This is a genomic window from Pedococcus bigeumensis (assembly GCF_039531795.1).
In the GTDB taxonomy this organism is placed as follows: domain Bacteria; phylum Actinomycetota; class Actinomycetes; order Actinomycetales; family Dermatophilaceae; genus Pedococcus; species Pedococcus bigeumensis.
The window spans coordinates 1,042,484-1,068,279 of the sequence record NZ_BAAAQS010000001.1 but is presented as its reverse complement, the minus strand read 5'-3'; the positions used below and the strand labels follow the sequence as shown (position 1 = coordinate 1,068,279).

Genomic DNA, 25,796 nt, shown 5'->3' with positions numbered 1-25,796 from the left:
CCGCGAGCGCTGTCCCCGGCTGCAGTGGATGCGGGGGAAGCCGGTCCGACGGCATACAGTGAGCCTGTGTTTGGACGCAACAAGACCCTGAACGAGCAGCAGGCCGAGACGCTCGCGCCCCGAGAGGGCGCCAAGAACCGGCCCACGCCCAAGCGCAAGGACCAGGAAGCCGCGAACCGGCGCCCCCTGGTCGTGGCCGATCGCAAGGCAGCTCGCGGCGTCGACCGTGACAAGCGGCGGGAGGCACAGCTGAAGCAGCGTGCCGCCATGGTCACCGGCGACGACGCCCACCTCCCCGCGCGTGACAAGGGTCCGGTCCGCCGCTACATCCGCGACTACGTGGACGCCCGCTGGAACTTCGGCGAGTTCATGCTGCCCGTGATGCTCGTCGTCCTGGCGCTGTCGTTCGTCCGCATCCCGGCCGTGTTCGCGGCGGTCTCGATCGGCGTCTACGGCCTCCTGCTGGCTGCCGCGGTCGACGGCTTCTTCATGTGGCGACGGCTCAAGGCCAAGCTCATCGCCAAGTTCGGCGCGGACAAGGTCGGTCGTGGGCTCGCGATGTACGCGGCGATGCGCGGGTTCCAGCTCCGCCGGTCGCGGATGCCGCGCCCGCTGGTCAAGCGCGGCGAGTTCCCCGCCTGACGACCTCCCGGCCGTCCGCCTACTCGGCCGCCCGCAGGCTCATCGGTCCGTAGACCAGGCGCCCCTCGTGGAACAGGTTGACGGCGTCCACCCCGAGGTCGGTCAGCTCGTGCCACGACTCACCGAACCAGTTCTCGGCGTCGGACTGCGACGGGAACGCCGTCGTCACCAGCCCGTCGCCACTCAGCTGCGCTCCGTCGGCGTCGAGGTAGGTCCACGTCCAGGCATCGCTCATCCCCCCACTCTAGGGTTCGCACCGTGATCGAGTTCGAGGGCGTGAGCCTGGAGTATGCCGGGCAGCCGGCCCTGCGCGACGTCACCTTCGGCGTGCCCGAGGGTGAGCTGCTCCTCGTCGTCGGCCCGACCGGGTCGGGCAAGACCTCGCTCCTCAGATGCCTCGACGCCGGGCTGACCCGGGACGGCGACCGGTCCTCCCCACACCTGACGGGGCGGGTGCTGGTCGACGGCGCTGACCTGCACACTGCCGACCCCGTCGGCACTCGGCCACTGGTCGGCCTCGTGCGGCAGGACCCGGCGAACGCCCTGGGCGCCGGCACCGTCGAGTCCGTCATCGCCGGCGGGATGCCTGCCCGCGCCGACGACCCCCATGCCGGCCAGCGCCAGGTGGAGGAGACCCTCGACCTGCTGGGGATCGCCGACCTGCGGTCGCGACCGGTCACCGAGCTCTCGGGCGGCCAGCAGCAGCGGGTGGCCATCGGGGTGGCCGTCGTCGGAGGACCGCGGGTCCTGGTGCTCGACGAGCCCACCTCGGCGCTGGACCCCGTCGCGGCAGAGGAGGTGCTGGCGATCCTGCACCGCCTGGTGCACGACGTGGGCACCACCGTGGTCGTGGCGGAGCACCGGCTCGAACGCGTCGTGCACCACGCGGACGCGGTGCTGCTCGTGGAGGCCGGACAGGCCCGTGGGCCGCTCGACCCCCGTGCCGCCATGGCGGTCTCCGCGCTGCACCCGCCGGTGGTCGAGCTGGGGCTCCGGCTGGGCTGGGACCGCCCCGCGCTGTCGGTCCGCGAAGCCCGACGGTCGGCTCGCGCCCTCCGCACGTCGCTGGCGCCGGCGTTGACGGGAGCGACGCTCGATCCGCGGGGGGCCGCGGCGGGGGGATCCGGCTCCCCCACGGCGCCTGCCGTGGCCGACGCGCGCCGGCTGAGCCTGGTGCGTGACACGGTCATCGCCCTGCGCAGCGTGGACCTGCGCGTGGGTGCGGGCGAGGTCGTGGCCCTGATGGGCCGCAACGGCTCCGGCAAGTCGACCCTCCTCGGCGCCCTCGACTCGACCCTCGCGCCGACCTCGGGGCGCCTGTCCGTCACCGGGACCACAGCGTTGGCCGCCCAGGACCCGGGCCTGCTGCTGTCGGACGGGCCGGTCTCGGCCCAGCTGCGCGCCCACGACACCACCTCCGGCCTGGTCGCCGGGACCACCGCAGCGCTGCTCGCCCGACTGGCCCCCGACCTCGACGCCCTCAACGCCCTCGACGTCCGGCTCGACGGCACGGCAGCCGAGCTGTCCGAGGGGCAGCGCATGTGCGTCGCGCTGAGCCTGGTCCTGGCCCGCAAGCCCGCTCTGCTCCTGCTCGACGAGCCCACCCGTGGACTCGACTACGCCGCCAAGGACCGGCTCACCGCGATCCTGGCCGAGCGGGCTGCGCAGGGCTGCGCGGTGGTGGTCGCCACCCACGACGTCGAGCTGGCAGCCGAGGTCGCCACCCGGGTCGTGGTCCTCGCCGAAGGGGAGGTCGTCGCGGACGGGCCGTCGGCGCAGGTCCTGTCCGACTCCCCCGCGTTCGCCCCCCAGGTCGCCAAGGTGATGCACCCGCTGCCCCTGCTCCGCGTGCCCGACGTCCTGGCCGCGGTCGAGGCACACGCCCCTGGCTGACCCACCACACGATCGGCCCGGCCCGGCGCCCCCACCGCTACCCGGGCGGGCCCGCCTCGACCCGGCGCCGGATCTCGGCCAGCCCCTCGGCGCCCGGCTCCACGCTCCACCAGCTCTCGACCCACCAGGTGGCCCCGAGGTCCTCCCACTGCGCCGGGGTGCCCGCCGACTTCACGAACTCGCCGGTGCTGTCGCCCTCGATGACGACGTCGTAGCCCTCCCACGGCAGGCCGGCCCCTTCGCGCAGGCCACGGAGGACGTCCAGCGCCTCGGCGACCGAGTCGAGGGTCAGGTGTGGGCTGCCGGGCTTGGCATCGGGCACCGCGACCGTCGGCAGCACGCCCTGCCACCGGGCGGCGCGCTCCAGCGAGCGCTGCCGCTGCTGCCCCGGCAGGTAGGCGCCGACCACCCACACCGGTGGGTGTGGGCGCTGGGGCGGGGGCGCGGGTGTCGGTGGCGCGTCGTCACGCTCGGGCCCCACCGGGTAGTAGGTGCCGTCGAACGTGAACGGCTCGCCCGAGAGCAGCCCGCGGTAGACCGTGAGGGACTCGTCGAGCTTGCGGGCTCGCGCGGCGCGGCCCTCGTCGGGCTCGAACCGCGTCCAGCCCGAGTGCAGCGCACCGAGCCCGACCGACATGACCACCCGTCCGCCGCTGAGCCGGTCGACCGAGCCCACCATGGAGGCGAGGTCCCACGGACGGTGTCGGGACGCCGGGGTCAGCAACGTGCCGAGCCGGATGCGGGAGGTCTGCACCGCCGCGGCAGCCAGCGTGACCCAGGCGTGCTCGCCGTAGAGGCTCTCCCAGGTGAAGATGGCGTCCCAGCCGTGCTGCTCCCCCAGGACTGCCACCTCCGCGAACTCGCGCGGATCAGCGAACGGGACCACGAAGCCGTACCTCATGGCTCGAAGGTAAGGGCAGGCACCGACAGCCCGCAGGTCAGCCGGGTGCGACCTCGACGCTCGGCTCCAGCACGACCTCGGTGGTGAGCGAGTTCGCGATGTAGCACTGTTCGTGGGCCTCGTGCAGCATCCGTTCGACGGCGGCGAGGTCGACCGCCGAGCTGGGGCTACCCGCGTGCGACGCCACCCGGACGCGCGGCCTCAGCACGATGCGCGAGATCCGTTGCGGCGCCAGGTCGTCCGGCATCTCCCCCGTCGCGTCGTCCTCGTAGGACACGACGTCGACGCCGCCACGGGCAGCCACGGCGAGGAACGACAGCAGCTGGCACGACGAGGCCGCCAGCACGAGCAGCTGCTCGGGGTTGGGCAGGTCGGCGTCGCCGCGGAAGTGCGGGTCCGCGCTCAGGTCGAAACCCTCGGTCGCCGGGGGCGTCCACGCGGTGTGCGCCCGCGGGTAGGCGCGGTAACCCGCGCCCGTCGAACCGCTCCACTCCACCCGCGCGAGGTAGGCGTGGCCGCGGAAGTCGGCACCCGGCATACCCGCTCCTCCTCTGCTCGCCCCGGTCCTGGCGTTGCGCTGTCCTTCGCTCGCGGGGTCGAGAGCGCGTCTCGGACCCCGCCGGACGCTCAGGCCTCGCGGACGTCGACCTCGACGAAGGGCGGCTTGACGACCGTCGCGGGGACGTCGCGGCCACGCACGTCGATGACGACCTCGTCGCCGGCGGCGACCGACGGCGCCAGCAGGGCCAGCGCGATGCCGTTCTTGAGGGTCGGGCTGAACGTGCCTGAGGTGACCTCGCCGACGACCTCGTCGCCGATCTTCACGGCGCAGTGGGCGCGCGGGATGCCGCGACCAGTGGCCAGCAGGCCCCAGGCGACCCGTGCGGGGCCGGCGGCCTTCTCGGCGACCAGCGCGTCCTTGCCCCAGAACGACTCCTTCTTCCAGCCCACGGCCCAGCCGACCCGCGCCTGCACCGGCGTGATGTCGACGGAGAGCTCGTTGCCGTGCAGCGCATAGCCCATCTCGGTGCGCAGGGTGTCGCGCGCGCCGAGACCGCAGGGCAGCCCGCCGAACGGCGCTGCGGCCTCGAGCAGGGCGTCCCACAGCTGGGCCGACACCTCCCAGGCCGGCACCAGCTCGTAGCCGCGCTCACCGGTGTAGCCGGTGCGGCAGACGATGACCGGGTGGCCGTTCCAGTCGGTCTCGACGAAGGACATGTACTCGTGGCCCGTCGGCAGGCCCAGCGCCTCGAGGACCTCGTCGCTCTTGGTGCCCTGGACGGCGATGACGCCGTAGCCCTCGTGCAGGTTCTCCACCGTCAGGCCCTCGGGTGCGGCGGCCGCGAGCAGCTCGACGACCCGGGCCGTGTTGGCGGCGTTGGGGATGAGGAAGACGTCCTCGTCGCTGCGCAGGTAGGCGATCAGGTCGTCGACCACGCCACCGGACTCGTTACAGCACAGGGTGTACTGCGCCTTGCCCTCGTGGATGCGTCCCAGGTCGTTGGCCAGGCACGAGTTCACGAAGTCACGGGCCCCCGGCCCGGAGACCCGGGCCTTGCCGAGGTGCGAGACGTCGAAGATGCCGACAGAGGTGCGCACCGCGGTGTGCTCACGCACGACGCCGCCGCCGGGGTACTCGATCGGCATCTCCCACCCGCCGAAGTCGGCCATCTTGGCGCCGAGGGCCACGTGCCGGTCGTGCAGGGGCGAGGTCTTGAGGGCTGCGTCGCTCATGCGCCGAACGCTACCGCCCCGGGCCGCCACCTCCACCAGCACGGCTATCCTGCGCTGTGCAGGTGCCACCGCCCCGACCCCGAAGGATGACTACGTGACCACCGTCAACGTGTCCGACCGCCCCGCCCACGACCTCAAGACGGACGCCCTCGTCCTCGCGACGGTCGAGACCGACGGCAAGGCCGGACTGGCCGCGGGCCACGGCCTGCCCCGTGCCGCCGCGACCCACGTCGCCGCCCAGCTCGCCGCGCTGCAGGCGACCGGCTCCGCCGAGGAGGTCCTGACCATCGCCGCGGTGCCCGGCGTGGCCGCGGCACGGGTGGTCCTCACGGGCCTCGGCAAGGGCACGGCGCGCACCACCTCCTTCGACCACGAGGTGCTGCGCCGCGCTGCCGGTGCCGCCACCCGGTCGCTCAAGAACGCCGCCCGCGTCGCGGTCGCGCTCCCCACCACCGGCGTCGAGTCCGTGGCCGCCGTGGCGGAGGGCGCCGCCCTGGGCGCCTACCGGTATGCCGGTGTGCGCGGTCCCAGCGCCAAGGCCGTCAAGCTCGTCACCACCATCACGGTGGTCACCGCCGACGCGCGGCTGAAGCCGGTCAAGGCCGCCGCCACCCGCGCCGCCGTGCTGGCCGACGCGAAGGCCTACGCCCGAGACCTGGTCAACACTCCCCCGAACCAGCTCTTCCCGCAGTCGTTCGCCGACTCGGTCAAGGCGCGCAACGCCGCCGCGGGCACCAAGGTCACCATCAAGGTGCTCGACGAGAAGGCCCTCGAGAAGGGCGGCTTCGGCGGCATCGTCGGCGTCGGCCAGGGGTCGGTGAACCCGCCCCGCATGGTCACGCTCACGTGGAACCCGCCGAAGGCCAACGGTTCGGTCGCGCTGGTCGGCAAGGGCATCACCTTCGACTCGGGTGGCCTCAACATCAAGCCGGCCACCGGCATGCTCACGATGAAGTCCGACATGGCCGGCGCCGCCGCCGTGGCCGCCACCGTCTTCGCCGCGGCCGAGCTCGGACTGCCCGTCAAGGTGACCGGGTACCTCTGCCTCGCCGAGAACATGCCGAGCGGCACGGCCCAGCGCCCGAGCGACGTCGTGACGATGCGCAACGGCACGACCGTCGAGATCCTCGACACCGATGCCGAAGGACGCATGGTGCTCGGTGACGGCATCTGCCTCGCGGGTGAGGCCAAGCCCGACGCGATCGTCGACATCGCCACCCTCACGGGCGCGCAGATGGTCGCCCTGGGCGCCCGCGTCGCGGGCATCATGGCCAACGAGGACGCCTTCCGCGACCGCGTGCGGGCGGCGGCCGACGTCGCCGGCGAGGCCGCGTGGCCGATGCCGCTGCCGACCGACCTGCGCGGCCAGCTCGAGTCGGGCGTCGCCGACCTGGCCCACAAGGGCGAGCGCTGGGGCGGGATGCTGACCGCCGGCCTGTTCCTCAAGGAGTTCGTCACGGAGGGCACCCCGTGGGCCCACGTCGACATCGCCGGTCCGTCGTTCAACGACGGCTCGGCCTGGGGCTACACCCCGAAGGGTGCGACCGGCTACGGCGTGGGGACCCTGCTGGCCCTCGTCGAGGACTACGCGGGCTGACGCCTCCCGCCCGGCCCGCACAATGACCGAGGGGCCCGTCCGATCCGGACGGGCCCCTCGGTCATGTCTGTCGTGCACTCTTCAGTCAGGCACTCGTCAGTCAGGCACTCGTCTGCGTGCCTGCACCTGACGCACGCACCTGTCATGCAGCAGGAGGGTCAGCCACCACTCTTGCGACGGAACATCTGCTGCGTGGCGGTCGTGGCTGCTGCCTGCGCGTGGTCGACCTTGCCGTGCTCGGAGTCGTCCGAGACGTCGCGACCCGCGTGCGACTGCTTCTTCTCGAGGGCCTCGCGGAACTTGCGCTTGACGTCCTCGCTGGGGCCCTGTCCCCCTGGCTTCTTGCCGTCACCGGACTTGGCCATGGTGCCTCCTGCTCCTTGCTGTGGAACGAGCCGTTCGGCCCGCAGGTCTGTGGGTCCACCCTCGCACCCCGTGCCGCCGCGCACCACCGCTTTGACCCGTTGGCTCGGCACGCGGCATACCGTCACTGCTTCTTGCGCTGGCGCGAGTTCCACTCGCGCATCCGGTTGGGGTAGCCGGTCTGGAGCACGTCGTAGACGGGCACCTCGAGGCTGCGCGCGAGCGCGAACGCGGAGTCGCGCGTGCCTGCCGCGCGACGGGTCCACTCCCCGTCGTGGGCGATCAGGATGACCGTGGTGGCGGTGACGTTGGTGGGCGGCTCGACGTAGGCCTCGACCCCGCGGCGGCTCCTCGCGAACTCCGTGAGGTGCCTGCGGACCGCCTGCTGGTCGACGGCCATGTTCGGCCCGTCGGAGGGACCCTTGATGGAGCGCTTGCCGCCCCGCTTCCACCACGCCATGGTCCAACGATACGGGGACGCCGGGAACGATCCCGGCACCATCGGGGCCACCGGGGTGGCGGCAACCACTGCGCCGGCTGGTCGCTGCGGACCAACGGTCGACCTGCTTGCGCCCCGCTGTGCAAACAGTGACAAGATGCTCTGTGTCGATCCCGGACCGGCCACGACCTGACCGCGACCCCTGGGTGACGCGCATGTCCGATGCACACGACGCAAGGGAGCGAGCATGTCGGCTGACGCCGAGACCACCGAAGAGACCACCTACGACGTGGTGATCCTCGGAGGAGGAAGTGGCGGCTACGCATGTGCGTTCCGGGCGGCCGAGCTCGGGCTCACCGTGGCGCTCGTGGAGAAGGGCAAGCTCGGCGGCACCTGCCTGCACGTCGGGTGCATCCCGACCAAGGCGCTCCTGCACGCTGCCGAGGTGGCCGACACCGCGCGCGAGGGATCGCAGTTCGGCATCAAGTCGACGTTCGAGTCGGTCGACATGTCAGGCGTCAACGCCTACAAGGACGGTGTGGTCGCCCGTCTCTACAAGGGACTCCAGGGCCTGGCCAAGGCCCACAAGGTCGAGCTGGTCGAGGGCACGGGTCGCCTGGTCGACCGTTCCACCGTCGAGGTCGGCGGCCGGATGCTCCGCGGGCGCAACGTCGTCCTGGCGACCGGCTCCTACCCCAAGTCGCTCCCCGGCCTCGAGATCGGCGGTCGGGTGATGACGTCCGAGCAGGCCCTGGCCCTCGACTTCGTCCCGCCGCGGGTCGTGGTCCTCGGCGGTGGCGTCATCGGCGTCGAGTTCGCCTCGGTGTTCCGCTCGTTCGGCTCGGAGGTGACCATCGTCGAGGCCCTGCCGCGACTGGTCGCAGCCGAGGACGAAGCCATCTCCAAGACCCTCGAGCGTTCCTTCCGCAAGCGCAAGATCGCGTTCCGGACCGGGGTGAAGTTCGCCGGCGCGACCCAGTCGGGCGACACCGTGACGGTGTCCCTCGAGGACGGCAGCACCATCGAGGCCGACCTCCTGCTCGTGGCCGTCGGCCGCGGTCCGGTCACCGACGGGCTCGGCTACGCCGAGGTCGGCGTCGACCTCGACCGTGGCTTCGTCACCACCGACGAGCGGCTGCGCACCGGCGTCGAGGGCGTGTATGCCGTGGGCGACATCGTGCCCGGCCTCCAGCTCGCGCACCGTGGGTTCGCGCAGGGCATCTTCGTGGCCGAGGAGATCGCGGGCCTCGCCCCGGCCGTGATCGACGAGACCGGCATCCCGCGTGTCACCTACTGCGACCCCGAGATCGCCTCGGTGGGTCTGACCGAGACGCAGGCTGCTGAGAAGTACGGCGAGATCGAGACCTACGAGTACAACCTCGGTGGCAACGGCAAGTCCCAGATCCTGCAGACCCAGGGCTTCGTCAAGCTGGTCCGCGAGAAGGACGGCCCGGTCGTCGGGGTCCACATGATCGGCGCCCGGATGGGCGAGCAGATCGGGGAGGCCCAGCTCATCTACAACTGGGAGGCGCTGCCCTCCGACGTGGCGAGCCTGATCCACGCCCACCCGACCCAGAACGAGTCCCTCGGCGAGGCCCACCTGGCCCTGGCCGGCAAGCCGCTCCACGCGCACAACTGACCGACCCACCGCACAGCCGCACCATCCGCACTGACGCACCACCGCACCAGCCGCACCATCCGCACTGCCGCAGCACCGCCAGCGAACACGAGTACAAGGAGAGACAGGCACATGTCTGAACGCGTGACCATGCCAGCCCTGGGTGAGTCCGTCACCGAAGGCACCGTGACGCGCTGGCTGAAGAACGTCGGCGACACCGTGGCGGTTGACGAACCGCTCCTCGAGGTCTCGACCGACAAGGTCGACACCGAGATCCCCTCCCCCGTGGCCGGTGTGCTGCAGGAGATCCTCGCGCAGGAGGACGACACCGTCCCGGTGGGCGCCGACCTCGCGGTCATCGGCGACGGCGCCGAGGGCTCCGGAGGGGGCGAGCAGCCCGCGCAGCAGGACGGCGGCGCGGACCAGCCGCAGCCGCAGCAGGACGGCGGCGACGCCCAGCAGGACCAGCCCCAGGAGGCTCCGCCCGCGGAGGCGCCCTCGACCGACCAGGAACCGCAGCCCGCGACGTCCGAGCCCGAGCAGGCCCAGGCCTCCGGCGACCAGGGACAGTCCGCACCGGCCGGCTCCGACTCGAGCTCCGACTCGAGCTCCGACTCGGGCTCCGACTCCGGCTCCGACTCCGGCGCCCCCGGTGGCGAGACGGTGAAGATGCCGGCCCTGGGCGAGTCCGTCACCGAGGGCACCGTCACCCGCTGGCTCAAGGCCGAGGGCGACCACGTCGAGGTGGACGAGCCGCTCCTCGAGGTCTCGACCGACAAGGTCGACACCGAGATCCCGTCGCCGGTCGCAGGCACGCTGACCAAGATCCTCGTCCAGGAGGACGACACCGTCCCCGTCGGTGGCGACCTGGCCGTCATCGGTGGCTCCGGGGGCGGCTCGGCCCCCGCTCAGGAGGCCCCCGCTCAGGAGGCCCCCGCTCAGGAGGCCCCCGCTCAGGAGGCCCCCGCTCAGGAGGCCCCCGTTCAGGAAGCTCCCGCCGAGCAGCCCTCGGCCGAGCAGGCTCCCGCCGAGCAGCCCTCGGCCGAGCAGGCTCCCGCGCAGGAGGCTCCGGCACGCCAGGCGGCCGCTCCCGCACCACAGGCGGCCCCTGCTTCTGCGGCTCCCGCTGCAGCCGCCTCCTCGTCCTCGGACGAGACCGACGCCTCGGCCTACGTCACGCCGCTCGTGCGCAAGCTCGCAGCCGACAACAAGGTCGACCTCGGGTCGCTCAAGGGCACCGGGGTGGGTGGACGGATCCGCAAGCAGGACGTCCTCGACGCCGCCAAGGCAGCACAGGAGGCCGCCGCCGCCCCGGCACCGGCTGCCGCACCCGCCGCCACCCCGGCCGCCCCCGCTGCTCCGGCCGCCTCGGCCGGCAGCACCGCTGCCGTCTCGCCCAAGCGTGGGACCACCGAGAAGATGTCGCGGCTGCGCCAGACCATCGCCAAGCGGATGGTCGAGTCGCTGCACGTGTCGGCCCAGCTCACGACGGTGGTCGAGGTCGACGTCACCAAGATCGCCCGCCTGCGGGCCAAGGCCAAGTCCGAGTTCGAGCAGCGTGAGGGCACCAAGCTCAGCTTCCTCCCGTTCTTCGCGCTGGCGGCCGTCGAGGCCCTCAAGGCCCACCCCTCGGTCAACTCGAGCGTCGAGGGCACCGAGGTGACCTACCACGGCACCGAGAACCTCGGAGTGGCGGTCGACACCGAGCGCGGTCTCCTCGTCCCGGTGATCAAGGACGCCGGCGACCTCAACATCGCCGGGCTCGCCCGCAAGATCGCCGACCTCGCCGAGCGCACCCGCACCAACAAGATCGGGCCCGACGAGCTCGTCGGTGGCACCTTCACGCTGACCAACACCGGCAGCCGCGGCGCGTTGTTCGACACCCCGATCATCAACCAGCCCAACGTCGCCATCCTCGGCACCGGCGCAGTCGTCAAGCGCCCCGTCGTGGTCCCCGACGGTGAGGGGGGCGAGACGATCGCGGTCCGCTCGATGGTCTACCTGGCCCTGTCGTACGACCACCGGGTCGTCGACGGAGCCGATGCGGCCCGCTTCCTCACCACCATGAAGAGCCGGCTCGAGGACGGCAACTTCGACTCCGACCTCGGTCTCTGAGGACCCGGTCGACCAGGAGCAGCCCGTGCCACAGCGCGTCGCCATCACCGGTGCCTCCGGACTGATCGGCGGCGCGCTGTCGGCGTTCCTGCTCGATCGCGGCGACGAGGTCGTCCGACTGGTCCGCCGCGCGCCCACCGCCCCGGACGAGGTGCAGTGGGACCCGGCCGCCCGCCGGCTCGACCCGGCCGACCTCGCCGGCGTGACCGCGATGGTGCACCTGGCCGGGGCGGGGGTCGGCGACAAGCGCTGGACGCCGTCCTACCAGCACGAGATCCTCGCCTCCCGCGTGGACGGCACCACGACCGTCGCCACCGCCCTGGCGACGCTCGCCACCGAGGGCCAGTCGGTGCGGCTGGTCAGCGGCGCCGCCGTGGGCGTCTACGGCGACCGCGGCGACGAGGTGCTCACCGAGGAGTCGGCTCCGGGGACCGGGTTCCTGAGCGAGGTGGTGCGGGCCTGGGAGGCTGCCGCCGACCCGGCTCGCGAGGCCGGACTGTCCGTGGCCCACCCGCGCACCGGCCTCGTGTTCGCCCCCGACGGCGGCGCCATGGCGCGCATGCTCCCGCTGGCCAGGCTGGGGATCAACGGCCCGCTCGGCAGCGGGCGCCAGTGGTGGCCCTGGATCTCGTTGCGTGACACCGTCGCCGGACTCGTCCACCTCGTCGACCACCCCGAGCTCGTGGGACCGGTCAACCTCGTCGGGCCACACCCCGACCACCAGGTCGACATCGCCCGCGAGCTGGGCCGGCAGATCCACCGCCCGGCACTCCTGCCCGCCCCCGCGTTCGGGATCAAGCTCGTGCTGGGCGGGTTCTCCGACGAGGTGCTCACCAGCAAGCGGGCCCTCCCGAGCCGGCTGCTCGAGTCGGGCTTCGTGCACCAGGACCAGAGCGTCGAGTCGGCCCTGCGGTGGGTGCTCTCGGAGGCGTCGAAGCACGAGCACGACTAGCCCTCGGGCTCGGACACCCGGTCGACCCGCCAACGGCCGCCGGACCAGACCAGCACGAACCGCATCGCCAGCCCCGGGACCGCCGCCCGGGTGCGCACCTCCCCCGTGGCCGACACGACCCGGTATGCCGCCGTGCCCACGACCGCATCGACCGTCACCTCGCCCTCGCGGTGCAGGACCGTCGTGGCGTCCGTCACCTCGAAGCGCACGCCCTGCCAGGACGTGCCGGAGGCCGTGAGGTCGGCGAGGAGGGCGGCGTCCTGCGCCAGCGCCCCGGACCCCGGCGCGTCCAGCTCGCCGACGACGGCGCGTGAGCGCTTGTTCATCGCCTCGGCCCGCAGGGCGGCCAGCGCCACCATCAGGCCGAGCGGGTCACGACCCGGCGCGGTGGGATCGGCCACGGGATCCGTGGGAACCGGGGTCACCGCCTGGGTGGCACCCGACCCGGGACCCTGACGACCGACCCATCCGGGCGGGTCCAGGACGTCCGCGGCCACGAGGCCGCCGACCCCCAGCGCGACCACGAGGGCAGCGAGCGTCGCGACGGCAGCCACTCGCTCACGCAGGAACCGCCGGGCAGCGTCTCGTCGCCCACGCACCACGGGCTCGGCGAGCGGCACCGGCGGGCGCCTCAGCCGCTGGGTCAGCAGGGAGGTCTCGTCGCTCCCGACGACGAGTCGCAACGGCTCGCACGGGGCCGAGTCGTAGTAGGCGAGGGCCAGCTCGGCGGCGGTCGGCCGCAGGGCCGGGTCGCCGAGCAAGGCCCGGGTGGTCACCTCGGACCACGCCGCGGGCAGGCCGGGCGCCACCTCGGCCAGGGGAGCGCGCACCGCCCCGGGCTCGGGGGCACGGCCGGTGACGCACCACCACGCCAGTGCGCCGACGGCATACACGTCGGCGGCGGTGGTGAGGAAACCGTCGGTGAGCACCTCGGGGGCGACGAAACCGGCTGTGCCCCAGAGGTATCCGCGATCGCGTCCGGCGTGCTCCCCGGTCAGTCGCGCCACCCCGAGGTCGGTGAGGAAGGGCCGCCCGGAGAGCGCGAGGACCACGTTGGCAGGGGTCACGTCGCCGTGCACCACCCCGAGGGCATGGAGGCCGGCCAGGGCGCGTGCCACCGGGACCAGCACCGTGACCGACTCCCCCACGCTCAGGTGGCCGCGTGCCCGCACGGCAGCCTCGAGGGTGCCGCCGTCGAGGCGGTCGAGCACGAGCGCGACCGCCGGGGGCTCGGAGTCCAGCCCGACGGCCTCGTGGAACCCCACCAGCCCCTCGACGCCGACGCGTCCGAGGACCGCGAGCTCGCGGGCCACGGAGTGCGCCTGTGCCGGCTGCGCCACCGGCACCACCTTGACGGCGACGCCCAGCCCGTCGGACAGCCGGGTGGCCGCCCACACGCTGCCGCTGCCACCGCGGCCGACCCGCTCCCCCAGCGTGTAGCCGGGCACCCGGGGAGCGGTCGACGCGGTGGCGTCCGGGGCGACGGGGTCCAGGCTCACCGCGCCAGTCTGCCCAGCCCCGCGGGACCACCCCGCGCCTTGTCCACAGGGCCCTCCTAGAGTCGGGGTCATGCCTGCAGACCAGCCCACGATCCTGGCCACCTCCGGCGGCTACCGCTTCGGCACCCGGGTGCGCCTCGAGTTCGACGCCCTCGTCCACCACGCCGTCGAGCTGTCCGGCGTGAGCGGCCGGGCGCCTCGGGTCACCCACCTCGGCACCGCCTCGGGAGACCAGCGCTACTTCGGCGACTGGATGCACGACGCGGCCCGGCTGGCCGGGTTCGACCTGACCAACCTGCACTTGTTCCCCATGCCCAGCCTCGACGACGTCGAGGGCCACCTGCTCGACCAGGACGTGGTGTGGGTGAACGGCGGGTCGGTGGCCAACCTGCTTGCCGTCTGGCGGGTGCACGACCTCGACGCCGTGTTCCGTCGGGTGTGGGAGGCCGGCGTCGTGCTCGCCGGCGTCTCGGCCGGGTCGATCTGCTGGTATGCCGGGGGCACCACCGACTCGTTCGGCCCCGAGCTACGGGCCGTGACCAACGGGCTGGGCTTCCTGCCGTACGGAAGCGGCGTGCACTACGACTCCGAGGCCCGTCGTCGGCCACTGGTCCACCAGCTCGTCGCCGACGGCACGCTGCCCACGACCCACTGCACCGACGACGGGGTCGGTCTCGTCTACCGCGGCACCGAGCTCGTGGAGGCGGTCAGCGAGCAGGATGGCAAGGGTGCGTTCGTCGTCTCGCGCGAGGGCGACCGGGCGGTCGAGGAGCGGATCGAGCCGCGGCGGCTGCCGACCCCCTAGTCGGCGACTCCCGCAGGGGAGGTCGGCTCAGTCCAGCCCACGGGACAGGGCACTCGGCGCCCAGATCCGCCGCCCGATGTCGTGGCTGAGCGCCGGCACGAGCAGCGACCGCACCACCAAGGTGTCGAGCAGCACGCCGAAGGCCACGATGAAGGCGATCTGCACGAGGAAGAGAATCGGCAGCACCGCGAGCGCGGAGAAGGTCGAGGCCAACACCACGCCCGCGCTGGTGATGACGCCGCCGGTGACCGCGAGGCCGACGAGCACCCCCCGACGCGTGCCTTGCTCGGCCGCCTCCTCGCGCACCCGGGTCATCAGGAAGATCGAGTAGTCGATCCCCAACGCGACGAGGAAGACGAAGCCGTAGAGGGGCGTCGACGGGTCGGAGCCCGGGAAGTCGAAGACGTGGTTGAAGACGATCGCCGCGACACCCATCGTCGCGGCGAAGGAGACCACGTTGGCGGCGACCAGGATCAGCGGGGCCACCAGTGACCGCAGCAGGAGCGCGAGCACCACGAAGATGACGACGAGGATCGCCGGGATGATCGTGCGCAGGTCGCGGTTGCTCGCATCGAGGACATCGAGGCTCATCGCGGTCTGCCCGCCCACGAGCACGTCGTCACCGACCGTGTCGAGGTCGGCGCGCAGGCGCTTGACCACGTCGGTGGCCGCTGGGCTGTCGGCCGCCTGGGTCAGGGTGGCCTGCACGAGAACCTGGCCGTCGACGACCTTGGCCGGGGCACCCGGCGCCGCACCGGCATACGGGTCGTTGACGCCGTCCTCGCGGCCGAGGGCGGCGACGACCGCGTCGGCCTTGGCCTCGGGTGTGAGCACCTGGATCGGGCTGCCCGACCCGGCCGGGAAGTGCTTGGCCAGCACCTCCTGCCCCGTGACCGACTCCACCTTGTCGAGGAACAGGTCGGACTGGCTGATGCCCTCGGCCTTGAGGGTGGGGACGAACGCGGCGAGCGCGAGCAGGCCGGCCAGGGTGACCATCCACGTTCGGCGAGGGTGGCTGCCGACCAGCGCCGCGACCCGGCCCCAGAGCCCGCGGGTGCCGATGGAGTCCTGCGCGTGGACGTGGTCCAGCCGCGGGATGGCGGGCCAGAACGCCGCCCGGCCGATGAGCAGCAGGACGGCGGGCAGGAAGGTCAGCGCCGACACCAGCGCGCCGGCGATGCCGAGCGCCCCGACGGGGCCGAGCCCGGAGGTGCTGCCGAGGTCGGACAGGAGGAGGCACAGCAGCCCGAGGATGACCGTGGCCGCGCTGGCGACGATCGGCTCCACGGCACCGCGCCAGGCATTCTTCATCGCCACCCAGGTGCTCTCCTCGTCATGCAGCTCCTCCTTGTAGCGCGAGACCAGGAGCAGGGCGTAGTCGGTCGCCGCACCGACCACGAGGATCGACAGGATGCCCTGGCTCTGCCCGGACAGGCCGATCACGTCGTTCTTCGCCAGCGGGAACACGGCGAGGGCGGCAGCGGCCAGCCCGAACACGGCGGTCAGCAACACGGCGAAGGGCAGGATCGGGCTGCGGTAGACGACCAGCAGGATGAGGAAGACGACCCCGAGGGCTACGCCGAGCAGGATGCCGTCGATCCCGGCGAACGCGGTCACGAAGTCGGCCGTGACCCCACCCGGACCGGTGACGTAGGTCGTGAGCCCGCTCGGGGCGAGGTCGGCCTTCGCGGCCGCACGGAGCGTGTCGGCCGCAGCGGACAGCGGGGAGGTGTCGCCGATCGTCTCGGCCGAGCTCACCGCGTTCATCGGCACGATGAGCAGCAGGGCCGCGCCGTCCCGGCTGGGGATGGCCACCTCGGGTGTCTCGGTGAGGTACTTCGACAACGCCGGCTTGCCCGGCAGGTCAAGGGTCCGGCCGGGCAGGGCGGCGACGAACTTCTGCGCCGCGGCCTGCTGTTCGGTGCTGACCTTGCCCTCGCCCTCCATGACGAGGATGAACGGCAGCGACTCGGTGTCGCTGAACTTCGCGACCTCGTTCATCACCTCGGTCGACTCGGCTCTGGCCGGCAGGAACGACGCGTTGTCGTTCTTCTGCACCTCCGAGAGCCGACCGACCAGGGGTCCCCCGACCCCGGACACCGCGAGCCACACGAGGAGGGCGGCCAGCGCCACCAATCGGACTGCCCAACGTGACCGCATCCCAGAACTCCCCAGCTCGACGGCGTGGTTAGACAGACTATGCACAGGCTCTGCGCTGTCGCCCGCTGGGTCGGGCGTACTGTGGCCACATGCGGTTCGAACACATGGGATTCGCTCCCGACCTGGTCGACTACGAAGCGGCGTGGGCGCACCAGCGCGAGGTCCATGCCGCCGTGGTCGACGGCGCCGAGGACACCGTCCTGCTGCTCGAGCACGCGGCGGTCTACACCGCGGGCAAGCGCACCGAGCGCCACCAGCGCCCCTTCGACGGCACGCCCGTCATCGACGTGGACCGGGGCGGGCTCATCACGTGGCACGGTCCCGGACAGCTCGTCGGCTACCCGATCGTGCGCCTGCACGGGGTCCCGATCGACGTGGTCGCCCACGTGCGCCGCCTCGAGGAGGTGATGATCCGCACCTGTCGCGAGTTCGACGTCGAGGTGACCCGGGTCGACGGGCGCAGCGGGGTGTGGGTGCTCGCTGACGACCGTGGTCCGGACCGCAAGCTCGGGGCCATCGGGGTGCGGGTCAGCCGCCAGGTCACCATGCACGGCTTCGCACTCAACTGCGACGCCGACCTGTCCTGGGCCGACAACATCATCGCGTGCGGGATCGACGACGCCGGGGTCAGCTCGATCACCCGGGAGGCCGGCCGCGTGGTCACCGTCCAGGACGTGCTCCCGTATGCCGAGAAGCACCTGGGCGACGTCCTCGCCTCCGGTGCCTGACCAGCCCGCGGACGCCGAGGCCCTCGAGCGCCGGCTCGCCTCCGCCACCCCCTCCTCCGGCGACCACGCGGACCAGGGCCCGCGCGCGCCGCTCTCGCGTCGCCTCGTCCAGCTCGTGCTGTCGTGCGTCGTCCTCGGAGTCGGGGTCGCCGTCCTCCTCGACGCCGCCCTCGGCTCCGACGGCTACTCGACGCTGATCTCGGGCCTCACCAAGACCTCCGGGCTGCCGTTCGTGGTCGTCAACGGCGGCGTCGGCATCCTGCTCATCGCGCTGGCCTGGGGTAGGGGCACGCGCCCCGGGATCGGCACCGTCGTGCAGACCCTCGTCGTCGGCGGGAGCGTCAGTGCGGTCGCCCCGCTGCTGCCGACTCCCGACGCCCTCGGACCCCGGTTCCTGGAGCTCGCCGTCGCCTTCGTCCTCCTCGCGCTGGGCGTGGCCGGCTACCTCGCGTCGCACACCGGGGCGGGCCCCGCCGAAGGTGCTGCGATCTCGTTCGACCCGCCGCTGCCGTTCAAGTGGAGCTACACCGTCCTGCAGGCGGTGAGCGCGCTGGCCGGCTGGGCCCTCGGAGCCGCCGTCGGTCCGGGCACCCTGCTCGTGTCGCTCTTCGTGGGCCCCACCGTCGACCTGCTCACCCGGGTGCTCTTCCACAGCCGCAGGGTCAGCGCCTGAGGGCGCGGAATACCGTCGCGCCGGCAGGCGTAGTCTTGATGGACGCCCGGTGACCTCCGGGCGCACCCGCGCCCCGCGGCATACCGGCGGCTGGTGGCGCACCGAGCGGAAGGCAAGGGAGTCTTCGTGACCATCGCACCCGAGGGCCGTCGACTGCTGCGCGTCGAGGCGCGCAACGCCGAGACGCCGATCGAGCGCAAGCCGGAGTGGATCCGGACGACCGCGAAGATGGGCCCGGAGTACACCAAGCTCCACTCGATGGTGAAGACCGAAGGTCTGCACACGGTCTGTCAGGAAGCCGGCTGCCCGAACATCTTCGAGTGCTGGGAGGACCGCGAGGCGACCTTCCTCATCGGCGGTGACGTCTGCACCCGCCGCTGCGACTTCTGCGACATCGCCACCGGGCGCCCCGAGGCGCTGGACCGCGACGAGCCCCGCCGGGTCGCCGAGTCGGTCGCCCAGATGGGACTGCGCTACTCCACCGTGACCGGGGTCGCGCGCGACGACCAGCCCGACGGCGCCGCCTGGCTCTACGCCGAGACGATCCGCCAGATCCACGCCAAGAACCCCAACACCGGCGTCGAGATCCTGCCGCCCGACTTCGGGGCCAAGCCCGAGCTCGTGGGCCAGGTCTTCGACGCCCGACCCGAGGTGTTCGCCCACAACCTCGAGACCGTGCCCCGCATCTTCAAGCAGATCCGGCCGGCCTTCACCTACGACAAGTCGCTGAAGGTCCTGTCGATGGCGCGGGAGGCCGAGCTCGTCACCAAGTCCAACCTGATCCTGGGCATGGGCGAGGAGGACCACGAGGTCGAGCAGGCGATCCGCGACCTGCACGACGCCGGCTGCGACATCCTCACCATCACCCAGTACCTGCGGCCCTCCAAGCTCCACCACCCGATCGACCGGTGGGTCAAGCCCGAGGAGTTCGTGCACTGGAGCGACGTCGCCCAGGAGATGGGCTTCAAGGGCGTCATGGCCGGTCCCCTGGTCAGGTCCTCCTACCGCGCCGGCCGACTGTGGGCGACGGCCATGCGCAAGTGGGGTCGCGACATCCCCGAGCACCTCCAGCACCTCGCCGAGGCCGCCGGAGACCCGGCCCGCCAGGAGGCGTCGTCGCTCCTCGCCGGCCGCCAGCCGGGCGTGTTGGGCGCCCCTGCCTGACACCCGTATCCTGACCCTCATGGCCCGCAAGGAAACGCAGCAGTCGGACACGCCCAAGAAGCCGGGCCGGTTCGCCCAGGTCCGCCAGGTCTTCACGGCCTCGCGCAAGGCTGACCCCACGATCCCGTGGTGGATGCTGCTCGCGTTCCTCGCGGTGGTCGCCGTCGGCGTGGGTATCGGCGCCCTGCTGGGCCACTGGAAGTACGCCCTGTTCCTCTCGGTGCCGGTGGGTCTGCTCGCCGCCACCCTCGTGCTGTCCCGGATGGCGGAGCGGGCGGCGTACCGCTCGCTCGAGGGCCAGCCCGGCGCGGCCGGCGCGGCGCTCGGTGCCCTGCGCCGAGGCTGGTTCTACGACCAGCAGCCGGTCGCCGTCGACGGCGCCCGCGGCACCCGACCCGAAGACGTCGCCGGGGCCGCCTTCGTCTACCGGGCGCTCGGACGTCCGGGAGTCGTGCTCATCGGCGAAGGTCCTGACGCCCGCCGCACCAAGCTGCTCACGCAGGAGCGCAAGAAGGTGGAGCGCGTCGCCCCCGGCGTGCCGGTGCACTCGGTCGTCGTCGGCGATGGCGCCGACCAGGTGCCGATCCGCAAGCTCGGCAGCAAGATCACCCGCATGAAGCCGGTCCTCACCAAGGAAGAGGTGTCGGCGGTCAACAAGCGGCTCAAGTCGCTCGGTGGCCTGCGTCCGCCGATCCCGGCCGGCATGGACCCGAACAAGGCCCGGGTCGACCGCAAGGCGATGCGCGGGCGTTAGCCCCTCGCCGGCGCTGAGCCGCTAGCCGGAGGCGCGTTCGACGAGGGTGGTGTCGAGGACCCGCTGTTCGGGGGCCGACACTCCCCCGGCACTGATCTGCGCGAGCAGCATCGTCGCCATCTCGCGACCCAGCTGCTCCATGGGCTGGTGCACGGTGGTCAGGGGCGGGTCCGCGACCGCGGCGAGCGGACCGTCGTCGAACCCCACCAGCGCGACGTCCCCGGGGACCTTGCGGCCGGCCTCCCGCAGGACCCGCAGGGCGCCCAGCGCCATCAGGTCGCTGGCCGCGAACACGGCGTCGATGTCCGGACGCCGCTCCAGCAGCGCCGTCATCGCCGAGGCCCCGCTGGTCTCACTGAAGTCCCCGAACTCGACCAGCGTCTCGTCGAGCTCGCGGCCGGCGGCGGCCAGCGCCTGGCGGTAGCCCTCGAGCCGGTCGCGACCGGCGATCATGTCCTGTGGTCCGGCGATGAGGGCCACCACCCCGCGACCGCTGGACACGAGGTGCGTCACCGCGTCCCGCGCGCCGCCGGTGTTGTCGACGTCGACATAGCTCATCTCCCCCATCTGCCCGGGGCGGCCACAGAACACGATGGGTAGGCCGCGGCCCTGGATCCGACTCGGGAGCGTGTCGGCGTCGTGGGCCGAGAGCATGAGCACCCCGTCGACGTGCTGGGGCGTGAGGTAGGTATCGAGCCGGTCGACCTGCTCGCGGGTCTGCACGAGGGCGAGCACGAGCTGTCGTGAGGCCTCCCCCACCACCGTCGTGATGCCGCGGACGACGCCGGCGAAGAACGGCTCCCCGAAGATCCGCTCCTCGGGCTCGCTGATCACCAGGGCGATGGCCCCGGTCCGGCGGGTCACCAGCGCGCGGGCGGCCATGTTGGGCACGTACCCGAGCTCGTCGACCGCCCGCATCACCCTGACGCGGGTGCGCTCGGACACCTGCGGCGACCCGTTGACCACGCGCGAGACGGTGCCGCGTCCCACGCCGGCGCGGGCCGCCACCTCCTCGAGGGTCGGCTGACCGCCGGTGCCGCTGCTCACGAGCTGTGCCTCATGGGGTCAGTATTGCGTGCGCTCACCGGCGAGGAACGCGGCATACCAGCGTCCGCTGTCCTTGACCGTGCGCTCCTGGGTCTCGAAGTCCACGTGCACGATGCCGAACCGCTTGGCATATCCCTCGGCCCACTCGAAGTTGTCCATCAGCGACCACGCGAAGTAGCCCTTGAGGGGCACGCCGGCCCGCACGGCTCGCAGGGCGGCCTCGAGGTGGGAGGCGAGGAAGTCGATCCGACGCGGGTCGTGCACGGTCCCGTCCGGGCCCACCTCGTCGTCGAAGGCCGCGCCGTTCTCGGTCATCACCAGGGGGAGGTCGCCGTAGTCGCGGGTCACCCTGGTGAGGATGTCGAACAGGCCGTCGGCGTCGACCTCCCAGCCCATCGCTGTCGTGGGCAGCCCGCGGTCGGCGAAGTCGACGACCCCCGACCCGGGAAACGCCCCCGGGGCCACGACGTGGCGGGTGTAGTAGTTCACCCCGAGGAAGTCGAGCGGGGCGCTGACCGCCTCGAGGTCGCCGTCGGCGACGAACGACAGGTCGCTGACGTGGGCGACGTCCTCGACGACGTCCTTGGGGTAGGCGCCGCGCAGGACCGGGTCGAGGAACCACCGGTTCGACAGCCCGTCGATGCGGCGCACCGCGTCGTCCACCCCGTGCCCGTCGTGGGCCCCCGCCACCGGGTAGAGGTTGAGGGTGATCCCGACCTGGGCGTCGGGCACCCGCGCACGCACCGCCTGCACGGCCAGCCCGTGCCCGAGCATGAGGTGGTGGGACGCGACGAGGGCGTCGGCGCCGTCGGCACGACCGGGCGCGTGCCGGCCGCTCCCGTAGCCGAGGAAGGCCGAGCACCACGGCTCGTTGAGGGTGATGAAGTGCTTGACCCGGTCACCGAGGGCGTCGGCGACGTGCGCGGCATACTCCGCGAAGCGGTATGCCGTGTCGCGGGCCGGCCAGCCGCCCGCGTCCTCGAGCGGTTGGGGCAGGTCCCAGTGGTAGAGGGTCGCCCACGGCGTGATGCCCCGCTCGAGCAGGCTGTCGACGAGGCGGCTGTAGAAGTCGACCCCCGCCGGGTTCACCGGGCCGGCGCCGGTCGGCTGCACCCGGGGCCAGGCGACCGAGAAGCGGTAGGCGTCGACGCCCAGGCCCGCCATCAGGTCGGCGTCCTGCGGGTAGCGGTGGTAGTGCTCGACGGCCACGTCACCGTTGTCGCCATCGACCACCCGCCCCGGCGTGGCCGCGAAGGTGTCCCAGATCGACGGTCCCCTGCCGTCCTCGGAGGTGGCGCCCTCGATCTGGTAGCTCGACGTCGCCACCCCCCAGGCGAAGTCGTCGGGGAAGTCGCTGCGCGACAAGGACTGGTGGTGGATCGGCATGGTCATCCCTTGACTCCGCCCTGCATGATGCCGCCGATGATCTGGCGGCCGAACACGATGAACACGATGACGAGCGGCAGGGTCCCGAGGAGGGTCCCGGCCATGACCAGCGCCTGGTCGGTGTAGTAGCCACCCGAGAGCCTCGACAGCGCGACCTGCACCGTCGGGTGCTCGGCGTCGAGCGTCAGGTAGGGCCACAGGAAGTCGTTCCAGCGCTCCATGAACGTGAGCAGCCCCAGCACCGCCGCGGCGGGCCGCAGGATGGGGAAGACGACCGAGAAGAAGATCCGGAACGTCGACGCCCCGTCGACCCTGGCGGCCTCGATGAGCTCGTTGGGGATGGCCTGCGCGGTGTACTGACGCATCATGAAGACCCCGAACCCGCTCACCAGGAACGGCAGGAGCGCGGACGGCAGGGTGCCGGCGAGGCCGAGCTTGCCCATCAGCATGTAGAGCGGCACGAGCCCCAGCTGGACCGGGACCATCATGGTGCCGATCACGATGAGCAGCAACGCGTTTCGTCCCCGGAACTGGAGCTTCGCGAACGCGAAGCCAGCCAGTGCCGACAGGACCACGACGGAGATGGTGGCGACGCCGGCGACCAGCACCGAGTTCACCATCGCCTGCCCGAACATCACGTCCTGGTTGGCGAACACGCGCGAGATGTTCGGCCCCAGCTGGTCGCCCGGGGTGAGCGGCGGCGGCACCGAGGTGATGTCGCTGTTCGGCCGGGAGGCCATCACGACCATGTAGTAGAGCGGTCCCGCGGACAGCAGGACTGAGATCGTCAGGCAGAGGTAGACGAGCTTGCTCGCGGGAGTGGCGCCGGAGCTCTGGGCGGCCAGCCGAGCGAGCGAGCGACGACGGTGGGGGCTGGGCGCCTCGACGACGGGGACGGCGGCCGGGGGCACGGCAGCGGGCAGCTGGATCTGGGTCATCGTCGCATCACTCCGCAGACCGGATGCGCCGCAGCAGCAGCACGTTGATGGCCGAGAAGACGGCGATGAACAGGAAGAGCACCCAGGCGATCGTCGCGGCGTAGCCGAAGCGCTGGCCGGTGAAGGCCTGCTGGATGAGGTACATCGCCGCGGTCTGGAACTGGCCCGTGGTGCCGCCCCCGATGGAGTTGGCCCCGGGGTTGAACAGCAGCGGCTCGGTGAACAGCTGGGTGCCGCCGATGGTGGCGACGACCGAGACGAAGATGAGGGTCGGGCGGAGCAACGGCACCGTGATCGACCAGAACGTCCGCCAGCCGTTGGCGCCGTCGATGCGGGCCGCCTCGTAGATCTCGGTCGGCACCGACTGGAGCGCGGCCAGCAGGATCAGCGCGTTGTAGCCCGTCCAGCGCCAGTCGACCATGGTCGAGATGGCCAGCCACGAGGACCAGCGGTGGTCCTGCCACGCGATCGGGTCGACGCCCACCTGGCCGAGGACCCAGTTGAACAGCCCGAAGTCCCGGCTGAACATCATCGTGAAGATGATCCCGACCGCGGCGACCGACGTGACGTTCGGGAGCAGGATCCCCATCCGCCACCAGGTCGCCCCGCGCAGCCGGGAGTTGAGCATCTGGGCCAGCACCATCGCGAGGACGAGCTGCGGGACGGTGGCGACGACGAACATCCCGAAGGTGTTCAGCATCGCGTTCCAGAAGTCCTTGTCCTGCATCAGCTCGCCGTAGTTGCCGAGACCGACCCAGCCCTGGTCACCCGCGAGCAGGCTCCAGTCGTGGGTGGAGACCCAGGCCGTGTAGGCCAGCGGGAAGAGGCCGAAGATCCCGAACAGGACGAAGAACGGCGCGACCATCGCGTAGGGCGACAGGCGGGTGTCGGCCCGGCGGAGCCGGTGCCGCCAGCCGGTCGTCGGCGGCGCTGCGCCGGCGGCCTTCACGGGCGTGGTGGTCGTCACGGTTCTCCCTCGGTGGGTGGGACGTGCTGCTGTCCTGCTGGTGTCCGGCTCGATGGTGGCCGTGGTATCCGCCGCCTCGATGGTGGCGGTCGGGTGCCGGCCCGCGAGAGTGCCGGCACCCGACCGCAGCTGGTGTGCCGCGTGGTCGCGGCTACTTCGCCGCCTTCTGCGCGGCTGCGATGGCCTCGCTCCAGCCGGCTGCGGCGCTGCGCTGCCCGCCCTCGACGGCGCGCAGGGCGTTCTCCACGGCGTCACGGACCGGCTGGTTCTTGGCGCCGAGGTAGACCGGCTTCAGGTTGGCGGCGCCGGCGACGAACAGCTCACCGACGGGCGCGTTGTTGAAGTAGTCGTTCTTGGCGTCCTTGAGGGCTGCCTCGGTGTAGAGCTTCGGGTTCGACGGCAGGTTGCCGGCCGCCTTGAAGGCCGCGAGCTGGCTCTCACCGGTGGTCAGGAACTTCGCGAGCTCGACCGCCTCCTTCTGGTGCTTGCTCTGCGTGGGCACGCCGAGCCAGGAGCCACCCCAGTTGCCGCCACCGCCGGGGACGGTGGTGATGTCCCACTTCCCCGAGTTCGCGGCACCGGCCTGGTCCTTGATGTAGCCGGTCATCCACGCGGGGCAGGCGAGGGTGGCGAACGAGCCGTTCTTGAACCCGGCGTTCCACTCCGGCGAGAAGGCCTTGAGCTTGGCCGAGAGGCCGGTGTCGACCATCTTCAGGGACTCGTCCCAGGCCGACTTCACCGCGGGGTTGCTGTCGATGACGAGCTTGTCGCTGCGGTCGAAGTAGGTGTGGTCACCGGACTGCATGAGGATCGAGTTGTAGGTGTTCGTGGCACTGTCGACGAAGTGCGACTTCGCGTCCTTGATGCCGGCCTGGTACTTCTGGCCCGTGGCGATGTAGGCGTCCCACGTGGGCCAGAGCTTCCCGACCTCGACGCGGTCGGTCGGCAGGCCGGCCTTCTCGAACAGGTCCTTGCGGTAGCACATGGCCAGTCCGCCGACGTCGGTGCCGAGGCCGATGGTGGTCTTGCCGTCCGCCGTCGTGGCGTTGGCGTACTTCCACGGGAGCCAGTTGTCCTTGAGCTCGTTGCTGCCGTACTTCTGCAGGTTCACGAACTTGTCGGCGCTCTGGAGGAAGTTGACGACCTGACCCTCCTCGATGGCCACGACGTCCCCGGCACCGGAGCCGGCCGCGATCCGCTGGATGAGCTGGGTGTTGTACTTGCCGAGGTCGCCCTCGGCGGTCTCCACGACCGTGATGTTCGGGTGGTCCTTCATGTACTGCTGGTAGAGGTCCGTGTAGCCGAACTTGCCGAACGTGCTCACTCGCAGCGTGACCTTCTCGCCGGGTGAGGTGGAGCCGCCGTTGTCGCCACCGCAGGCGGCGGTGAGGGCGGCCGTAGCGATCATTGCGGCTGCGGGA

24 protein-coding genes are annotated in these 25,796 nt (G+C 72.0%); 11 read left to right on the top strand and 13 right to left on the bottom strand.

From position 1 onward, the window contains the following. The first annotated feature begins 66 nt into the window (after positions 1–66). Positions 67–642 carry a DUF3043 domain-containing protein gene (locus tag ABD262_RS05125; protein WP_344132141.1) on the top strand — a complete coding sequence of 192 codons (576 nt, stop codon included), beginning with the start codon at positions 67–69 and terminating at the stop codon, positions 640–642. A gap of 19 nt (positions 643–661) precedes the next feature. Here the strand turns inward: ABD262_RS05125 and ABD262_RS05120 are convergent, their stop codons facing one another. Next, a complete protein-coding gene (locus tag ABD262_RS05120) occupies positions 662–877 on the bottom strand; it encodes a hypothetical protein (protein WP_344132138.1) in 216 nt (71 codons plus the stop codon). A 23-nt stretch (positions 878–900) separates the two neighbouring features. Here ABD262_RS05120 and ABD262_RS05115 point away from each other — a divergent pair, with 23 nt between their 5' ends. Beyond that, positions 901–2,535 carry an ABC transporter ATP-binding protein gene (locus ABD262_RS05115; protein WP_344132136.1) on the top strand — a complete coding sequence of 545 codons (1,635 nt, stop codon included), beginning with the start codon at positions 901–903 and terminating at the stop codon, positions 2,533–2,535. Positions 2,536–2,572: 37 nt separating this feature from the next. Here ABD262_RS05115 and ABD262_RS05110 read toward each other — a convergent pair whose 3' ends face one another. The 3 genes from ABD262_RS05110 to gcvT form a co-directional block, all read right to left on the bottom strand. Continuing rightward, positions 2,573–3,436 carry an LLM class flavin-dependent oxidoreductase gene (locus ABD262_RS05110; RefSeq protein ID WP_344132133.1) on the bottom strand — a complete coding sequence of 288 codons (864 nt, stop codon included), beginning with the start codon at positions 3,434–3,436 and terminating at the stop codon, positions 2,573–2,575. 37 nt (positions 3,437–3,473) lie between these two features. After that, positions 3,474–3,974, bottom strand: a complete 501-nt coding sequence (locus ABD262_RS05105) for an OsmC family protein (RefSeq protein ID WP_344132130.1) — start codon at positions 3,972–3,974, stop codon at positions 3,474–3,476. Positions 3,975–4,063: 89 nt separating this feature from the next. Further along, complete coding sequence (gcvT, locus tag ABD262_RS05100) at positions 4,064–5,170, bottom strand: glycine cleavage system aminomethyltransferase GcvT (RefSeq protein ID WP_344132127.1); 1,107 nt, start codon at positions 5,168–5,170, stop codon at positions 4,064–4,066. A gap of 94 nt (positions 5,171–5,264) precedes the next feature. Between gcvT and ABD262_RS05095 the strand changes: the two genes are divergently transcribed. Continuing rightward, the gene (locus ABD262_RS05095; RefSeq protein ID WP_344132124.1) at positions 5,265–6,767 is read left to right on the top strand and encodes a leucyl aminopeptidase; all 1,503 of its coding nucleotides are present in this window, start codon (positions 5,265–5,267) and stop codon (positions 6,765–6,767) included. A 158-nt stretch (positions 6,768–6,925) separates the two neighbouring features. Here ABD262_RS05095 and ABD262_RS05090 read toward each other — a convergent pair whose 3' ends face one another. Continuing rightward, positions 6,926–7,132 (bottom strand): DUF5302 domain-containing protein, encoded by a 207-nt coding sequence (locus tag ABD262_RS05090; protein WP_344132121.1) that lies wholly within the window; start codon positions 7,130–7,132, stop codon positions 6,926–6,928. Positions 7,133–7,254: 122 nt separating this feature from the next. Beyond that, positions 7,255–7,590 (bottom strand): hypothetical protein, encoded by a 336-nt coding sequence (locus ABD262_RS05085; protein ID WP_344132118.1) that lies wholly within the window; start codon positions 7,588–7,590, stop codon positions 7,255–7,257. A gap of 226 nt (positions 7,591–7,816) precedes the next feature. Here ABD262_RS05085 and lpdA point away from each other — a divergent pair, with 226 nt between their 5' ends. The 3 genes from lpdA (at position 7,817) to ABD262_RS05070 (ending at position 12,254) form a co-directional block, all read left to right on the top strand. Further along, positions 7,817–9,208: a dihydrolipoyl dehydrogenase gene (gene lpdA / locus ABD262_RS05080; protein WP_344132115.1), complete on the top strand. Its 1,392-nt coding sequence runs from the start codon at positions 7,817–7,819 to the stop codon at positions 9,206–9,208. 111 nt (positions 9,209–9,319) lie between these two features. Beyond that, entirely contained in the window at positions 9,320–11,302 is a 1,983-nt protein-coding gene (sucB, locus tag ABD262_RS05075) for a 2-oxoglutarate dehydrogenase, E2 component, dihydrolipoamide succinyltransferase (RefSeq protein ID WP_344132112.1), read from the top strand. A 25-nt stretch (positions 11,303–11,327) separates the two neighbouring features. Beyond that, entirely contained in the window at positions 11,328–12,254 is a 927-nt protein-coding gene (locus ABD262_RS05070) for a TIGR01777 family oxidoreductase (protein ID WP_344132109.1), read from the top strand. Here ABD262_RS05070 and ABD262_RS05065 read toward each other — a convergent pair. Continuing rightward, positions 12,251–13,753 carry a serine/threonine-protein kinase gene (locus tag ABD262_RS05065; protein ID WP_344132106.1) on the bottom strand — a complete coding sequence of 501 codons (1,503 nt, stop codon included), beginning with the start codon at positions 13,751–13,753 and terminating at the stop codon, positions 12,251–12,253. The genes ABD262_RS05070 and ABD262_RS05065 overlap by 4 nt on opposite strands. A gap of 70 nt (positions 13,754–13,823) precedes the next feature. On the opposite strand from ABD262_RS05065, the gene ABD262_RS05060 reads away from it, so the two are divergent. Next, positions 13,824–14,558 (top strand): Type 1 glutamine amidotransferase-like domain-containing protein, encoded by a 735-nt coding sequence (locus ABD262_RS05060; protein WP_344132104.1) that lies wholly within the window; start codon positions 13,824–13,826, stop codon positions 14,556–14,558. A 27-nt stretch (positions 14,559–14,585) separates the two neighbouring features. On the opposite strand, the gene ABD262_RS05055 is transcribed toward ABD262_RS05060, so the two are convergent. Continuing rightward, positions 14,586–16,718: an MMPL family transporter gene (locus tag ABD262_RS05055; protein ID WP_344132102.1), complete on the bottom strand. Its 2,133-nt coding sequence runs from the start codon at positions 16,716–16,718 to the stop codon at positions 14,586–14,588. 89 nt (positions 16,719–16,807) lie between these two features. On the opposite strand from ABD262_RS05055, the gene lipB reads away from it, so the two are divergent. From lipB to ABD262_RS05035, 4 genes are all read left to right on the top strand, one after another. Next, on the top strand, positions 16,808–17,446 hold the full coding sequence (lipB, locus tag ABD262_RS05050) for a lipoyl(octanoyl) transferase LipB (protein ID WP_344132100.1): 639 nt from the start codon (positions 16,808–16,810) through the stop codon (positions 17,444–17,446). Beyond that, entirely contained in the window at positions 17,439–18,119 is a 681-nt protein-coding gene (locus ABD262_RS05045) for a DUF6198 family protein (RefSeq protein ID WP_344132098.1), read from the top strand. Before lipB ends, ABD262_RS05045 begins: the two co-directional genes overlap by 8 nt. 126 nt (positions 18,120–18,245) lie before the next feature. Further along, positions 18,246–19,283 carry a lipoyl synthase gene (gene lipA, locus ABD262_RS05040; protein ID WP_344132095.1) on the top strand — a complete coding sequence of 346 codons (1,038 nt, stop codon included), beginning with the start codon at positions 18,246–18,248 and terminating at the stop codon, positions 19,281–19,283. A gap of 19 nt (positions 19,284–19,302) precedes the next feature. After that, positions 19,303–20,037, top strand: a complete 735-nt coding sequence (locus ABD262_RS05035; protein WP_344132092.1) for a DUF4191 domain-containing protein — start codon at positions 19,303–19,305, stop codon at positions 20,035–20,037. 21 nt (positions 20,038–20,058) lie between these two features. Here ABD262_RS05035 and ABD262_RS05030 read toward each other — a convergent pair whose 3' ends face one another. The 5 genes from ABD262_RS05030 to ABD262_RS05010 form a co-directional block, all read right to left on the bottom strand. Continuing rightward, positions 20,059–21,084 carry a LacI family DNA-binding transcriptional regulator gene (locus ABD262_RS05030; RefSeq protein WP_344132089.1) on the bottom strand — a complete coding sequence of 342 codons (1,026 nt, stop codon included), beginning with the start codon at positions 21,082–21,084 and terminating at the stop codon, positions 20,059–20,061. Between the two features lie 18 nt (positions 21,085–21,102). After that, complete coding sequence (locus ABD262_RS05025) at positions 21,103–22,476, bottom strand: GH1 family beta-glucosidase (protein WP_344132086.1); 1,374 nt, start codon at positions 22,474–22,476, stop codon at positions 21,103–21,105. Then, positions 22,473–23,408 (bottom strand): carbohydrate ABC transporter permease, encoded by a 936-nt coding sequence (locus tag ABD262_RS05020; RefSeq protein WP_344132083.1) that lies wholly within the window; start codon positions 23,406–23,408, stop codon positions 22,473–22,475. Before ABD262_RS05020 ends, ABD262_RS05025 begins: the two co-directional genes overlap by 4 nt. Before the next feature lie 7 nt (positions 23,409–23,415). Continuing rightward, entirely contained in the window at positions 23,416–24,375 is a 960-nt protein-coding gene (locus tag ABD262_RS05015; protein WP_344132080.1) for a carbohydrate ABC transporter permease, read from the bottom strand. A gap of 151 nt (positions 24,376–24,526) precedes the next feature. After that, entirely contained in the window at positions 24,527–25,783 is a 1,257-nt protein-coding gene (locus ABD262_RS05010) for an ABC transporter substrate-binding protein (protein ID WP_344132077.1), read from the bottom strand. Between the last annotated feature and the right edge of the window lie 13 nt (positions 25,784–25,796).

Bases quoted from the DNA above. Each gene is read 5' to 3' on its own strand.
- ABD262_RS05120 (WP_344132138.1), bottom strand. From the start codon at position 877: ATGAGCGATGCCTGGACGTGGACCTACCTCGACGCCGACGGAGCGCAG.
- ABD262_RS05110 (WP_344132133.1), bottom strand. From the start codon at position 3,436: ATGAGGTACGGCTTCGTGGTCCCGTTCGCTGATCCGCGCGAGTTCGCG.
- ABD262_RS05105 (WP_344132130.1), bottom strand. From the start codon at position 3,974: ATGCCGGGTGCCGACTTCCGCGGCCACGCCTACCTCGCGCGGGTGGAG.
- gcvT (WP_344132127.1), bottom strand. From the start codon at position 5,170: ATGAGCGACGCAGCCCTCAAGACCTCGCCCCTGCACGACCGGCACGTG.
- ABD262_RS05090 (WP_344132121.1), bottom strand. From the start codon at position 7,132: ATGGCCAAGTCCGGTGACGGCAAGAAGCCAGGGGGACAGGGCCCCAGC.
- ABD262_RS05085 (WP_344132118.1), bottom strand. From the start codon at position 7,590: ATGGCGTGGTGGAAGCGGGGCGGCAAGCGCTCCATCAAGGGTCCCTCC.
- lpdA (WP_344132115.1), top strand. From the start codon at position 7,817: ATGTCGGCTGACGCCGAGACCACCGAAGAGACCACCTACGACGTGGTG.
- sucB (WP_344132112.1), top strand. From the start codon at position 9,320: ATGTCTGAACGCGTGACCATGCCAGCCCTGGGTGAGTCCGTCACCGAA.
- ABD262_RS05060 (WP_344132104.1), top strand. From the start codon at position 13,824: ATGCCTGCAGACCAGCCCACGATCCTGGCCACCTCCGGCGGCTACCGC.
- ABD262_RS05055 (WP_344132102.1), bottom strand. From the start codon at position 16,718: ATGCGGTCACGTTGGGCAGTCCGATTGGTGGCGCTGGCCGCCCTCCTC.
- lipB (WP_344132100.1), top strand. From the start codon at position 16,808: ATGCGGTTCGAACACATGGGATTCGCTCCCGACCTGGTCGACTACGAA.
- ABD262_RS05035 (WP_344132092.1), top strand. From the start codon at position 19,303: ATGGCCCGCAAGGAAACGCAGCAGTCGGACACGCCCAAGAAGCCGGGC.
- ABD262_RS05025 (WP_344132086.1), bottom strand. From the start codon at position 22,476: ATGACCATGCCGATCCACCACCAGTCCTTGTCGCGCAGCGACTTCCCC.
- ABD262_RS05020 (WP_344132083.1), bottom strand. From the start codon at position 23,408: ATGACCCAGATCCAGCTGCCCGCTGCCGTGCCCCCGGCCGCCGTCCCC.
- ABD262_RS05010 (WP_344132077.1), bottom strand. From the start codon at position 25,783: ATGATCGCTACGGCCGCCCTCACCGCCGCCTGCGGTGGCGACAACGGC.